12 protein-coding genes are annotated in these 12,867 nt (G+C 69.7%); 5 read left to right on the top strand and 7 right to left on the bottom strand.

Annotated features, from left to right (window positions below; translation table 11 throughout):
* Positions 1-12: 12 nt before the first annotated feature.
* On the top strand, positions 13-1,728 hold the full coding sequence (locus tag ACTOQ1_RS20800; RefSeq protein ID WP_440069438.1) for a helix-turn-helix transcriptional regulator: 1,716 nt from the start codon (positions 13-15) through the stop codon (positions 1,726-1,728).
* 112 nt (positions 1,729-1,840) lie between these two features.
* Here ACTOQ1_RS20800 and ACTOQ1_RS20805 read toward each other — a convergent pair whose 3' ends face one another.
* Positions 1,841-2,674: an oxidoreductase gene (locus ACTOQ1_RS20805; RefSeq protein WP_440069440.1), complete on the bottom strand. Its 834-nt coding sequence runs from the start codon at positions 2,672-2,674 to the stop codon at positions 1,841-1,843.
* Between the two features lie 134 nt (positions 2,675-2,808).
* Here ACTOQ1_RS20805 and ACTOQ1_RS20810 point away from each other — a divergent pair, with 134 nt between their 5' ends.
* Together ACTOQ1_RS20810 and ACTOQ1_RS20815 are read left to right on the top strand one after the other, a co-directional pair.
* Positions 2,809-2,934: a hypothetical protein gene (locus ACTOQ1_RS20810; protein ID WP_440069441.1), complete on the top strand. Its 126-nt coding sequence runs from the start codon at positions 2,809-2,811 to the stop codon at positions 2,932-2,934.
* On the top strand, positions 2,921-3,796 hold the full coding sequence (locus ACTOQ1_RS20815) for a helix-turn-helix transcriptional regulator (RefSeq protein ID WP_440069443.1): 876 nt from the start codon (positions 2,921-2,923) through the stop codon (positions 3,794-3,796). Before ACTOQ1_RS20810 ends, ACTOQ1_RS20815 begins: the two co-directional genes overlap by 14 nt.
* Before the next feature lie 91 nt (positions 3,797-3,887).
* On the opposite strand, the gene ACTOQ1_RS20820 is transcribed toward ACTOQ1_RS20815, so the two are convergent.
* Entirely contained in the window at positions 3,888-4,517 is a 630-nt protein-coding gene (locus tag ACTOQ1_RS20820; RefSeq protein ID WP_440069445.1) for a TetR/AcrR family transcriptional regulator, read from the bottom strand.
* A gap of 71 nt (positions 4,518-4,588) precedes the next feature.
* Between ACTOQ1_RS20820 and ACTOQ1_RS20825 the strand changes: the two genes are divergently transcribed.
* Together ACTOQ1_RS20825 and ACTOQ1_RS20830 are read left to right on the top strand one after the other, a co-directional pair.
* The gene (locus ACTOQ1_RS20825) at positions 4,589-5,272 is read left to right on the top strand and encodes a hemerythrin domain-containing protein (protein WP_440069447.1); all 684 of its coding nucleotides are present in this window, start codon (positions 4,589-4,591) and stop codon (positions 5,270-5,272) included.
* Between the two features lie 190 nt (positions 5,273-5,462).
* Positions 5,463-6,068, top strand: a complete 606-nt coding sequence (locus ACTOQ1_RS20830) for a DsbA family oxidoreductase (RefSeq protein ID WP_440069449.1) — start codon at positions 5,463-5,465, stop codon at positions 6,066-6,068.
* A gap of 343 nt (positions 6,069-6,411) precedes the next feature.
* Here the strand turns inward: ACTOQ1_RS20830 and ACTOQ1_RS20835 are convergent, their stop codons facing one another.
* From ACTOQ1_RS20835 to ACTOQ1_RS20855, 5 genes are all read right to left on the bottom strand, one after another.
* Positions 6,412-7,362, bottom strand: coding sequence for a SpoIID/LytB domain-containing protein (locus tag ACTOQ1_RS20835; protein ID WP_440069451.1), 951 nt, complete (start codon positions 7,360-7,362; stop codon positions 6,412-6,414).
* Between the two features lie 35 nt (positions 7,363-7,397).
* The gene (locus ACTOQ1_RS20840) at positions 7,398-8,288 is read right to left on the bottom strand and encodes a peptidase inhibitor family I36 protein (RefSeq protein WP_440069453.1); all 891 of its coding nucleotides are present in this window, start codon (positions 8,286-8,288) and stop codon (positions 7,398-7,400) included.
* Positions 8,289-8,359: 71 nt separating this feature from the next.
* Complete coding sequence (locus ACTOQ1_RS20845; RefSeq protein WP_440069455.1) at positions 8,360-9,205, bottom strand: peptidoglycan-binding domain-containing protein; 846 nt, start codon at positions 9,203-9,205, stop codon at positions 8,360-8,362.
* A gap of 770 nt (positions 9,206-9,975) precedes the next feature.
* A complete protein-coding gene (locus ACTOQ1_RS20850) occupies positions 9,976-11,178 on the bottom strand; it encodes a cellulose binding domain-containing protein (RefSeq protein ID WP_440069457.1) in 1,203 nt (400 codons plus the stop codon).
* A 319-nt stretch (positions 11,179-11,497) separates the two neighbouring features.
* Positions 11,498-12,445, bottom strand: coding sequence for a PaaX family transcriptional regulator (locus ACTOQ1_RS20855; RefSeq protein ID WP_440069459.1), 948 nt, complete (start codon positions 12,443-12,445; stop codon positions 11,498-11,500).
* Between the last annotated feature and the right edge of the window lie 422 nt (positions 12,446-12,867).

The following is a 12,867-nucleotide window of genomic DNA, read 5'->3' on the forward strand; positions in this document are numbered from 1 at the left end:
CGATCAGTGCGCGTGATCGTCGCCGATGCGTTCGGAGATCTCGAACATGTTCCCCCACGGGTCACGGAAGAAGGCGAGGCGTGCGCTGATGTCGTCGATCTCGAACGGCGGGGCGACGCGGCCGGCGCGATCGTACGGCTGAACCGGGCGGCCGCTCTGAGCCCGGAGCCGTCCGGCAGGGCGCGGCGGCTGGCCCTCGCGGCCTACCTCGGGGCCGAATCGGTCGGCGAGGCCGGCGCCGACCTGTTCCTCGAGGAGGCAGAACGTACCGGTGGCGCGCCGTTGCTCGCCGTCACCGCCTCGGCCGCCCTGCTGATCGACGGTGACGGCGACGTGCCGACGGCGCACGGCCTGCTGGCGTCGGCGATCGAGACCGGGGACCACGGCTACGACGGACGCGACGACGCGCTGACCCGGTCGATGCACACCCTGCTGCTGCTGACGCGGTACGCCGGCACGGCCGAGGCGCTGGAGCGCTATCTCGCGCTGTTCGACCGGCTGAAGCCGCCCGTCGATCCCGACCTCGAACTGCTCACCAGGATTTTCGCCGACACGGCCGACCCGGATCCGGCGGTCATCGCCGATCTGTCGGCCCAGCTGGCCCGCCTGCACCGGGAGGCGGACCCGAACCGCGTCGTCCGCATCGGCTCCGCGGTGCAGTACCTCGACCGGCTCGGCACGGTGCGGAACGACCTGTGGCGAGTGGTCAGGCAGGGCCGGGCCGGCGCGGCGCCGACCCGCCGCCAGATCACCGCCCTCGCGATGCTGGGCCGGGAGCTGTTCCACGCGGGACGGTGGGACGCGGTCGCCGAGATCGCCGACGAGGGCGACCGGCTGTGCGCGGAACGCGGATTCCCCTTCCCCCGCTGGATCTTCCGCAGCCAGCGGGGACTGATCGCCGCCGCCCGCGGCGAGGACGGATCCATCAACGACGAGCTCGTCCGATGGGCGATGGCCCGGCAGGCCGGCGGTGTCGAGATGTTCGCCCGGCACGGGCTGGCGCTGCACCACATCGGGCAGGCCGACTTCGAGGCGGCCTACCGGGAGGCGACGTCGATCGCACCGCCCGGCTCGCTGCCCGGCCATCTCCCGCAGGCGCTCTGGGTCGCCCTGGACCTGGTCGAGGCGGCCGTACGCACCGGCCGGCAGGCCGAGGCGGTCGCGCACGCCGCCGTACTGCGCGGGGCCGGAGCGACGCGGCTGTCCTCGCGGCTGGGCCTGATCGCGGCCGGCGCGACGGCGCTGGTGGCCGAGGACGACGAGGTACGCGCGGCGTTCGGCCGGGCGCTGTCGTCGCCGGACGCCGCGCGGTGGCCCTTCGACCAGGCGCGGGTGCGGCTGGCCTTCGGTGAGCGGCTCCGCCGGATGGGCGCGGTGGGGGAGTCGCGGGCGGAGTTGCTCGGTGCGGCGGACGTCCTCCGCCGGTTGGGGGCGGTGCCGTGGTCGAAGCGGGCGGAGAACGAGTTGCGCGCGACGGGGCTGTCGCGTCCGCGCGCGAACGGCCTGCCTCCGGCGTTGACGGCGCGGGAGCGGGAGATCGCGGAGCTGGCGGCGGCGGGGTTGACGAACAAGGAGATCGGTAAGCGGTTACACCTGTCGCATCGGACGGTGGGTTCGCATCTGTACCAGCTGTTCCCGAAGCTGGGCCTGCGCGGCCGCGCCGGCCTTCGCGACGCGCTGCTGGCACTGACCAAACCGGCGGCGGACCGGCTGTCCTCCGGTTCCTGAGCATCCGAGGCGCCCCGGGGGCGGGCCTCCACAAGGAGCATCCGAGGCGCCCCGAAGACGGGCGCCACGAGGGACCTCCCGCCGGGCCGGTGGGAGGTCCCTTCCGTACGGCTCAGGCGACGTGGTCGGTCGAGCGGGCCAGTTCCCGCCAGGTTTCGAGCTCCGCGCCGACGGCCGCGAGCTTGGCGCGGATGTCGGCCAGCGTCGAGGTGCCCAGCGGGATCCGGGCCGGCATCTCGTCGAGATCCGCGACGGCCAGGATCGCGGCCGCGGCTTTCACCGGGTCGCCCTCCTGCAGCCCGTGGTTCTCTCCGGCCCAGACGCGCGACGCCCCGCCGGTGACGGCATAGTCATCGATGATCCGCTCCACGTGCAGCAACGACGTCGAGCCGAGGAAATCGGTGCGCAACGGGCCGGGTTGCACCGAGGTCACCTGGATGCCGAGCGGGGCGAGCTCCAGGCCCAGCGCCTCCGTGAGGCCCTCGACCGCGAACTTCGTCGCGCTGTAGACACCCCAGCCGGCCCACGCGACCACGCCGCCGGTCGAGCTCACGTTGAGGATCCTGCCGTGACCGGCCGCGCGCATCACCGGCACGACCGCCCGGATGACCGTCAACAGGCCGAAGACGTTGATGTCGAAGACGCCGCGCGCCTCGGCGTCACTGGTCTCCTCGACCGCGCCGACCAGCCCGCGCCCGGCGTTGTTCACCAGGACGTCGATGCCGCCGAACCGGGACACCGCCGCTTTGACGGCCGCGTCCGCCTGTCCCTGGTCGGTGACGTCCAGCGGCACCACCAGCAGGTTGTCCGGACGGCCGGGCAGTGCTTTCTCGACCGCCCGCGGATCCCGCGCGGTCGCCACGACCGAGTCGCCGCGCTCCAGCGCGGCCTTCACGATCTCCAGGCCCAACCCACGCGACGCACCGGTGACGAACCAAACAGACACGATGTTCTCCCTTGCCGGATGTTGCTGACGCATCCCATTAGGGCCCCGCCGGGAGGCGAAACGAAGAGGCTGGCTGGTACCCGTCATCCTGGCTCTGACAGAGCCACGGAGCCGGCTACGCCGTCGTCGGGGGCGTGTTCTTCCTGATCTCCGCGCTGCGCCTGCGCGCGGAGGCCGGGCTGCCTGGCTCCGGCGGTACCACCCAGAGCCCGCTCCCCGGCGGCCTGGCCAGCCATACTGGTTCGCATGGCGACCGGTAACGAACTGCGCGATTTCCTCACCTCGCGACGCGCGGCGCTCTCCCCCGAGGACATGGGACTGCCCAGCCCCACCACGGCCCGCCGGGTCAAAGGGCTGCGCCGTGAGGAGGTCGCGATCCTCGCCGGGGTCAGCGTCGACTACTACGTCAAACTCGAGCAGGGCCGTGTCGGCAACGTCTCCGAGCAGGTGATCGACGCGGTCGGGCGGGCGCTGCGGCTCGACGAGGTCGAGGGCAGGTATCTTCGATCACTGCTGCACCCGGGCATCGAGCACGCCGCTCGCCGCGGGCCCGCCGTGGTCAAGGCGCGGCCCGCCCTGCTGTCCATGATCCACGCCATCGACGTGCCGGCCGTCGTCCACGGCCCGCACCTCGAGGTGCTCGGCATCAACCACGCCGGCAAGGCACTGCTGGACGACTTCGCCGCGATGCCGGTCGCGGAACGCAACACCGCCCGATGGATGTTCCTGAACCCGCGTGCCCGCGTCGTCTACCGCGACTGGGCGGAGATCGCCGCCGACATCGTCGCCGTCCTGCGGGCCGGCGCGGTGCCCGGCACCGACAACGAGACCCTGTCGAGAATCGTCGGTGAGCTCAGCACCCGGTCCGAGGAGTTCGCGAGCATGTGGGCCGACTACCGGCTCTCCGAACACCAGCACGGCGTCAAACGGTTCTTCCACGAGGCCGTCGGCGACATGCGGCTCAACTATCAGACGCTGCACCTGCCGGACAGCCACGGACAGACCATCGTCATCTACACCGCCGACACGGGATCACCGTCCGAGGAGAAGCTCCGGCTCCTGTCCAGCTGGACCGCCGAGGCGCGCTCGGAACCCGCGCGAAGGACCGGAAGGACCGCATGAGACGAGGCGCGGCCGGGCCTGAAGCGGGCCGTGCGGCCAGGTCGCCCGACCGTCGCCCGGGGCGATGCCGGGTGTTCGCGGGCGGGCCCCGTCACGTCGACCCCCTGCCGGCCGTCGGGACCAGCAGGGCGGCAGCGGCCTGCTCCGCCAGCCAGGCGGCGCCGTCGGCCCAGTCCCAGCCGAGCTCGCGGACCGTTTTCCACCCGCCCCGGCCGAAGTAGAACCAGAGAACCTGCTCGGTCCTGACCTGGTCGGTGCGAACGGCTTCGAGCGTCACCAGGTGTTCGGCGATGCGGGCCAGCCGGTTCCGGTAGCGCCGGACGGCGCGCTCGGCCACGGCCGCCACCGCGGGATCGGCGGTGGCGTTGTCGAACAGCAGGTTCAGGACGCTCTCGTGGCGCCGCGTCATGTCGCCCGTGCCCTCGGCCGTCCGGCGCAGGATGTCACGGCCGTCGGCCGAGCCGAGTGCGGCGTTCAGGGTGGCCTGGATCTGCTCGTCGCCGGCGCTCTCCGCGACCAGTGCCTCCATCAGCGCCGCCTTGCCGCCCACGCTCGTGTACACGGTGTTCAGGGCGACTCCCGCTCGTTCGGCGATCCCGGCCACCGTGGCTCTCGCGTACCCCTGCTCGGCGAAGAGCTGCTGCGCGGCTCGCAAGATCGCGGCGCGGGTCTCCCGAGCCGCGACGGCCCGGACCGTCGAGGTGTACGCACGCTTTGCCATGAAATCACTATGACAGCAGGACATTGATGGTAATGACTCTACATTCATAGTATATGGCCTACTATGAATATATGTTGATCGACCCGAACTCCCCCGTGGACAAGCCGGAGACCCAGCAGATGAAGGTCATCCACCGCGCGATGCGCCGCGAGTTCGCGCAACTCCCCGAGTTGATCGCCGCCGTGCCCGCCGGCGACGTCGCCCGCGCGCGCCTGCTCGGCGCCCATCTCGACCTGGCGCTCGTCATGCTGCACGAACACCACGAGGCCGAGGACGAGCTGCTCTGGCCGGTCCTCATCGAACGCGTCCCGCTCGAGAAAGACCTGATCGAGGTCATGCGGCGGCAGCATGACATGATCGCCCGAGCCGTCGGCGTCGTCGAGGCCGAGCTGCCGAGCTGGACCGCGGAGGCGAGTCCCACGGCCCGCGACCGCGTCGCCGGTGCCCTGCGCGACCTCGGCCCGGCCCTCACCGAGCACCTCGAACTGGAGGAGAGCGCGGTGCTCCCGCTCATCCACGAGCACCTCACCGTGCCGGAGTGGCTGGCGCCGCAGGAGCACGCGATGAAGCACGGCCCGAAGAGCCTCACCGGCAAGCTGACCATGGCCGGCATGGTCCTGGAGGACGCGACACCGCGCGAGCGGGCCTGGTTCCTCGGCGAGATGCCCGCTCCGGCCCGGTTCCTGTGGCGGGTGATGGGTGCCCGGCGGTATGAGACCCACGTGCGCGCGGTACGCGCCGGAGCGCTGGGCTAGGCACGGATCGGTCACCGACCGGCGAGGTTTCCACGGTTCGGCCCCCGCTGGGGTGGCTCACGTCGCCGGACCAGTCATTCGACCTACATCCCCGAAGACCCTCCGCCGCTCTACTGGTCACCAACGATGTTGATACGACGCGGATGAGGCGAACATCTGCCGACCGGCCACGACATGTTGTAGGACGTTCATGAAGCTTGAGATATACGCCGATGTGCTGTGCCCGTGGTGCTACATCGGTAAAAGACGCCTGGCGGCCGCTTTGGCGCAGCACGCCGACCGCGACAGCCTCGAAATCGTCTGGCGCGGCTACGAGCTCGCTCCGGAGGCGGGCCGGACCCCCGGCCCGACCGCCGCCGAGGCCATGGCCGGCTGGTTCGGCGAGCAGGCGCCCGCCCGCATCGCCCAGATCCAGTCGCTGGGCGCCGCGGAAGGCCTGGAGCTGAACCTGCGTCTGTCCCGCCCGGTGAGCACCTTCGACGCACACCGGCTGAGCAAGCTGGCCGCCGACCGCGACCGCGCCGACCGGATGATGGAGCTCCTGCTGCACGCGTACCACACCGAGGGCCTCAATGTGGCCGACCCGCGGGTCCTGCGGCGCCTGGGCGGCGAGGCCGGGCTGGACGGCGATGAGACGCGCGCGGTCCTGGCCGGTGACGACTACGCCGACCAGGTGCGCGCCGACCGGCGTCGCGCGGCCGAGCACGGTGTCACCGGCGTTCCCAGCCTGGTGATCGACGGCCGGCCACCGGTCTCCGGAATTCAGCCCATCGCCGACCTGCTGCGGCTGCTGTAGCGGGGAAGCGCTCCAGCCCGATTCCGGGCACGGCCCGAGCATGGAGACTGTGGCCGCAGAGGACAGGTCGGGTGTTGTTCACCGGACATCCGGCGAAGGTTCCGGGACGGAGACCGACGGCTTCGCTCCGCCTGTGATCGCTCACTCGGAGGAGAGGGCCCCCAGCCGGCCGCCTCTCCGAAGGGAACGAGCGGACCGACGGCGTCGTACGTGCCCGTGCTCATCGTCGACTGACAGTGATGATGTCCATGGTGAGGCCGCAGCGGGTCTGACCCACCGGCTCATGACTGTTCCCCGCCGTGCGTCGCACGGCGGGGAACCAGGGGCGGACGGTCTGCGGAGGTCAGGGGGTCAGAGCGATTCCCCGGTAGTAGTGCTTGAGGATCCTGGAGGAGCTCCAGCCCGCCCTGGCCTTGTCGCGGGAGCCGGTCTGCGACATCCAGTCACCGGTGACCCAGTGGCCGCACGCCGTGGTCGTGGAGCAGTACTGGGCCCGGAAGATACTCCCGTTGCGCGTCATCCGGGTGCCCCACGTCGCGTCCACCGCGGCGTTCGTCGCCGCCGTCGCGGAGCCGGGCCTGTACACCTGGCTGTTCGTGTTGTCGGAGACGTCGTAGCACTGGCCGCTCGGCGTCTTGCTCGCCGATCTCAGCGCCCAGTACCAGCCGAAGTTCTTGACGGCGATCGCCCCGGCCCTGAGGGACTCCTTGGGCCAGTACGACGGCCACTCGTTGGGCAGGACGTTCTTGATGTAGGTCTTGAACTCCACCCGGTCCACGCGATTGAGGGATTTCCGGTAGACGAGGATCGTCGTGGGCAGCCTGCTGTGCGTGCCGTCGGTCTTGCACCCGGTCGGCGATGTGGAGCCGCCCATGAACCGGTGCGAGGCGTTCTGGTTCTTGAGGGTGGGGTTCAGGTTGCCCCTGGTGCCTGCCTTGAAGTCCTGGTACGTGCCGGTGTGGCCGCTGTTGAAGTACACGCGGACGGTCTTGCCACTGCGGTTCCAGACCGAGGCGGCGGCGTTCTTGATGCACTTGCCCTTGCCGGCGCCGGCTCCCTTGAAGTCGTAGCAGGAGGGCTGCGTCGTGGCGTAGTCGCCCACCGATCCGGTGAAGTCGGAGACCGACCCCTGGTTGTTGCTGTTGAAGTAGTAGCAGAACTCACCGCTCTCACACACGCCGTTACGGCCGGCCGCCGAGGCGGGCGCCGCGGTGGCGAGCACCGCCCCGCCGAGCGCCATCGCGGCGGTCACCGCGGTGAGCCGCGAGATCAGCCGAACAGTTCGTGAAGGCACAGTTGTCTTCCTCGCTTCTCAGAGGTCTCGGCGCGTTATCGGATGCTGTAGCCCTGGGAGTTCCAGAACGAGGTCGGGTTCGGGTTCTCCAGGTGCGGGTCGCCGACGCTCTTGGCCGCGCGCGTGTGCCGTCCGGGGCGCATCTCGACGTGGGTGTGCGCGGACGAACTGCTCGACACCCCGCGCCACGCCTCGTCGGCGATGATCTGGTTGCGGCTGACCTGCTGGCCCACGCGCAGCGAGGACCGCGGAGCGGAGTGCAGATAGATCACCGTCTTGTTCAGCGAGGCGTTGTAGATGGCGATCGTGGAGAGTCCCGCCCTGCCGTTGTATCCGCGTACGACGTTGATGACCTGGCCGCCCACCAGGGCGTGGACATCCGCGCCCACCCCGCGGACGATGTCGATGCCCTCGTGCCGGCCGGAGGTGGAGGTGTAACCGTCGAAGCCGCAGCTGATCCTGCCGCTGGCCGTGTACAGCGAGAACGACATGTTGCTGCGCGATGACGATGACGGGCTGAACTGGTGCGAGGCGTTCTGGTTCTTGAGGGTGGGGTTCAGGTTGCCCCTGGCGCCTGCCTTGAAGTCCTGGTACGTGCCGGTGTGGCCGCTGTTGAAGTACACGCGGACGGTCTTGCCACTGCGGTTCCAGACCGAGGCGGCGGCGTTCTTGATGCACTTGCCCTTGCCGGCGCCGGCTCCCTTGAAGTCGTAGCAGGAGGGCTGCGTCGTGGCGTAGTCGCCCACCGATCCGGTGAAGTCGGAGACCGACCCCTGGTTGTTGCTGTTGAAGTAGTAGCAGAACTCACCGCTCTCACACACGCCGTTACGGCCGGCCGCCGAGGCGGGCGCCGCGGTGGCGAGTGCCGTCCCACCGAGCGTCATCATGGCGGTCGCCGCGGCGAGGATCCTGGTGAAAGTTCTCATGCTGTTCTCCTTCTGTCTGCTTCTGTCTGCTTCTGTCTGCTTCTGACTGCGGAGCCTGGGGTTCGGATGAGTCAGCGACGCCGGTACTCCTCCCAGGTGCGGATGGTCACCTTCGGACCGTCGTCCGGGCCACGGCCGGCGAGCCCGTTCAGGCCGAGGTAGTAGTCACCGACCTGGCGCTGGGCCTGGCTGGAGAGTCCGGTGTCGCTGATGGCGACGGCGTGGATGTGCCACGGCCAGTCGGCTTGATCGGGGCTGCGCACCCATGCCGCGAAGCCGACACGTCGCAACGCGCGGACGACCGCGGTGCGGGTGGCGGAACTCATCCCCTTGACCGAGATGTCGACGACGCCGCCGCCGTCGTGGGTGCCCGCGGACGTGGGGTCGCCGCCGGGGTTGTACGACCCCTGATCCAGCTTGAAGTCGCGGCCGAGCAGCCGCTTCGCCTCGGCCAGCATGCTTCGCGTGCGGGTGTTGACGACGAAACCGTCAATGGACACCCGGGTGCCCGGGTCGATGACGTGGGCGACCCTGAAGCGGCCGGCTCCGAGCCTGGTGAGCGACGCCTTGCCCGGCAGGCCGTTGGCGGCGAGACCGGTGAAGCCGAGCGACTTCTGGTACTTCGCGAAGGCGGTGACCGTGGTGGTGCCGAAGTAGCCGTCCACCCACTTCGCGTCGAGCAGGCGCCGGTCGCGCAGCGCCCGCTCGACGAGGAGCACACCGGCCTTGGCGCCCGGGGTCAGCGTGTCGTCAGGCCGCCGCGGGTCGATCTGGGCCGCCTTGACGGCGGCTTCCATGTTCACGCTCGGAAGGGCCCCGGCGTCGGCCGCCTGCGCCGCCGACATCCCGGACACTCCGGTCAGCGAAGCGAGCAGGGCGGCCGCCACGAGGGCAGCGGCGCGTGGAGGCAGCTTCATCGTTACTCCTGGTTTCGGGCGCTGGGGGCAATCCCTGTGCGGCCGAATCCAAGGTTTCGGTTTGCTCGCGTGTCCACAAGAAGATCGGTGTTGTCAGCCTGTTCGACAGACTCTCCGTACAGGCGTACGCGCCGTCTGACAGGTGATTCGACGGCGAATGAGACGCACAGCCCGCGACCGCGCAGGTTCCGGCGGGTGCAAGAACATGTCCGAGCTTCGCGACGGTGTGATGAAACGCGGCAGGACATGGTCGTACGTGATCCGCGTCGAGGACCCGTAGACCGCTGAGGGCAAGCCCGGGTGGGTGAGCGGCTTCGCCACGGAAGACGAGGCCGAAGCGGCTCGCGACGAGGCGCGTCAGCGCTCGGCGTGGCAAGCGCTCAGCGTGGCAAGCGCTCAGCGCATGGCGAACACTCAGCGTGGCAAGGGCTCGATGGGCGGGACGGCCGCTCCCGCCTCCACCCCAGCCGACGCGCACGATTGCGATCCACAGCTCGAGCCTGATCGGGACATACGGGTTCCGGAATCCAAAGAAGGTCGTTGAACAAGCGGACATCCAGCACCTGGCCGCCATGGCCGCCAGGTGCTGGATGTCCGCGTTCCCTTCGCCTGCTCCGGCCTTGAGCCGGGCCGTGCCGTTCTGTGCTGCACCATCATCAATGGCTTTTATAAGGATGCACCTGACGAACTTCCCGCAGGTGCTCGGACACGGCTGCTTCCGCAGTGGGTCGGCTTGGCCCCCGGCGGGTCCTGCGCAGGGCGGGCCGGGATCAGCCGGCGGTGCAGGTGACGGTGGCTCCGGCGCCGGTTCCGTTGCCCTGGAACCCGAAGTTGGTGCTCTGTCCGGCCGCCAGCCGCCCGTTGTAGCTCTGGTTGGTGACGGCCACGGTGCCGCTGGTGCCGGAGTTGACGCCGTTCCACAGGGAGGTGATCGTGGCTCCGCCGGGCAGGGTGAGGGCGACCCTCCAGCTGTTGATCGCGGCGCCGCCTGCGGTGACGTTGACGGCGGCGACGAACCCGCCGGCCCATTGGTCCTGCACCGAGTAGGTCGCCGAGCAGCCCTGGGGCCCGCCGCTGGGCGTCGGGGTGGGGGACGGGCTGACGGTGGGGGACGGGGAGGGGGTACCGCCGTCGAGCGTGAGGTTCTTCTGCTGGACCTGCCACTGGGTGTTGCACAGGCCGCAGTTGGGGCCGACGAAGTTGGCGCCGGCCGTCGTGTCGCCCTTCAGCCGCCACTTGAGGTACAGCACCGCCACGCGGCCGAACTCGCCGCCGTTGGGCTGGCCGTAGGTGCCGCCGTGCCCGACGTTCAGATTGCCCATGAACGCGGGCAGCCCCGCAGGCAACTTGCCCCAGTCGTCGATGGCGTTCGGGTAGGCGATGTCACTGGGCCCGCCGATGAAGTAGGCGATCGGCTTCGTCAGCCGCCTGAGCTGGTAGTCGTCGGCGTCGTTCAACAACCCGCTGCTGAAAATGGTGGTCGTGGTGATGCGTGGGTCGTTGGAGACGGCGTAGGCCTCCAGCCCCCCGCAGGAGAAGCCCCCTGCGGCGATCTTGCTGGTGTCGAGCCTGCCGTAGTACTTGCCGCCCTGGCGGCTGTTCTCCGCGACCGCCCAGTCGATGGACTGGGTGAGCATCTGGGACGTCGTCGAGCCGGAGCCGTTCGGGCCGCCGCTGGCGATGGCCAGGAATCCGTGCGAGGCGATCTCGCGGAGGAAGTTCAGCTGCGACGTCCCGTTGGCGGAGCAGCCCCCGTTGCCCCACACGAAAACGGGAAGTTTCTCGGACGGGAGGCTTTCTGGCCGGTAGATGGTGTGATTAGGCAGGCCGGTCGAGGTCTCGTAACCAGCCGGATAGGGACCCGAGTTGAGGGCCGCCGCGGCGCTCGGCGTCATGGTGAGCGCCACCATTCCGGCACCGACCGTGGCGACCACGGCCGCCAGTGCCGCGCTGATGATCGAGCGTTTTCTCATTTCGCCCTCCAAGGGTGTCAAGACAGCGCTCTACGTCCGATGTGGCATGCGCGGCGCACGCCGGCAGAGCCCGACGGAGCCCGACAGCGGCACGACCACTCCCACCGCGGCCAGGCCGGCCGGCGCCGACCGAATCCGGAGATCGATGTGGCGGGCCATCGACGACAGGTCGCGCTCGTGTCAGGCGGAACGAGCCGACGAGATCAACGTGCAGTTACTATCACTGCGGTAATAAAAAGTGTCAAGCAAGCGCACTCAGCCGGTTGAGCGGTACGCGTCCTGGCGGCCGGGCAGTCGTTCGAGTGAATGAAAGTTTCTTTCAGCCGTCCCTGCCGGCCGGGGCCGATACGGAGTTCTCCGATGCCTGGAAGTGGGTGATCCAGGACGCGGCGTCCGGCCAGTACGGTGTCGCGACCCGGATGAGCCGCGCCTCGGCGAGCGAGCCGAGAGCGGAATGGATCTCCAGCATCAGGTCCCTGGCTGCCTGGCGGGGCCACGGTGCCGGCAGGAGATGCTCGGGGAGGTCCGGGTCGATGTCGGGGAACTTCCGCCAGGAATCCATGACGGAGGTCCGGGCCACCAGCGCCCGGGTCGCGTCGACCTCCCCGTTGCGGACGGCCACCCGCAGGTCCGAATACCGCGCGATGAAGGCCTCGTAGGCCGAGGCGAGACCGGCCAGATCGTAGGCGGCGGCCGGACCGTGCGGGCCGGTCTCCTCGTCGAAACGGGCGTGCATCACCGACCATCTACTACCGTCGACGTCGTTCAGGATGTCGTGCAGCGCCTGAGTCACCGGACCGGAGCCGGAGCCGGGCCGGATCCACACGCTGTCGTACAACCGCGCGAAACCCAGCGACCCCAGAGCCTTGCGGACCGCGTGCCGTGGGGCCTGGCCGGACTGGGGGATCGAGAAGGAGACCGTCACCCAGTCGCCGGTCCACCGCGGCGGGCGTGCGCCGAAGCTCAGAAAGTGATCCATCCGGGAGCGATGCCTGGCGATCGCCTGAGGCGTGAGGTGGTACACGGGCGGCCGCCCGGATCCCCGCACGGCGATCAGTCCACGCTTGGTCAGCCGGGACAACGCGGCCCGCGCGCTGGACTCGCTGATGCCGAACTCCCTGAGCATCGCGACCACCGCCACCGACGGAAGGTCGGCGTCCGAGGAGTCGAGGTACTCACCGAGCAAAGTCGTCAGCAGGTGCTGCGGGTTGGGGCCGGCCTGTGACCGCGGGGCTCCGAGATCGTCCGAAGACACGTGGACACTCACGTCATCAGCTTGCCTCACGACAACGCCCAAGCCACTCTCCTCTCAACGAGTGGCACAAGAATCCAAGGACCCGCCTCCACAGGACCAGGGCACACCAGAACCTCCACCCAACCCGGATCGCTTCACTCATCCGGGCACCTCTGTGGCAAGTGTTCCGCGCCGCATTCAGGACCGGGCCGCCCGCTCCGGCGTTCGGAGCGTACACAGGCCGGTCGCTCTCCTCCTGCCGACGCCGGCGATCGGTCTGCACCGCCGCAGAAAGCAACCTCCCGCTCAGTCGACGGTCATCCGCTACCCTCGCTCAAGTTGATCGTTTCCGGGAGAGGGTGCCGTGACGCAGGAGCCCGGATCAGAAGCGCGATCATCAATGGCGGCGGTGCCGCGCTTCGGTGCGGTTCTGGCGGTGTCAGGGCCGGTGATCC

It is taken from the genome of Streptosporangium sp. OZ121, assembly GCF_051918885.1.
Classification (GTDB): domain Bacteria; phylum Actinomycetota; class Actinomycetes; order Streptosporangiales; family Streptosporangiaceae; genus Streptosporangium.

What these genes read in the sequence shown, in the direction of transcription:
- ACTOQ1_RS20840 (WP_440069453.1), bottom strand. Translation starts at nt 8,288, where the DNA reads ATGAGAACTTTCACCAGGATCCTCGCCGCGGCGACCGCCATGATGACG.
- ACTOQ1_RS20820 (WP_440069445.1), bottom strand. Translation starts at nt 4,517, where the DNA reads ATGGCAAAGCGTGCGTACACCTCGACGGTCCGGGCCGTCGCGGCTCGG.
- ACTOQ1_RS20830 (WP_440069449.1), top strand. Translation starts at nt 5,463, where the DNA reads ATGAAGCTTGAGATATACGCCGATGTGCTGTGCCCGTGGTGCTACATC.
- ACTOQ1_RS20845 (WP_440069455.1), bottom strand. Translation starts at nt 9,205, where the DNA reads ATGAAGCTGCCTCCACGCGCCGCTGCCCTCGTGGCGGCCGCCCTGCTC.
- ACTOQ1_RS20850 (WP_440069457.1), bottom strand. Translation starts at nt 11,178, where the DNA reads ATGAGAAAACGCTCGATCATCAGCGCGGCACTGGCGGCCGTGGTCGCC.
- ACTOQ1_RS20815 (WP_440069443.1), top strand. Translation starts at nt 2,921, where the DNA reads ATGGCGACCGGTAACGAACTGCGCGATTTCCTCACCTCGCGACGCGCG.
- ACTOQ1_RS20825 (WP_440069447.1), top strand. Translation starts at nt 4,589, where the DNA reads ATGTTGATCGACCCGAACTCCCCCGTGGACAAGCCGGAGACCCAGCAG.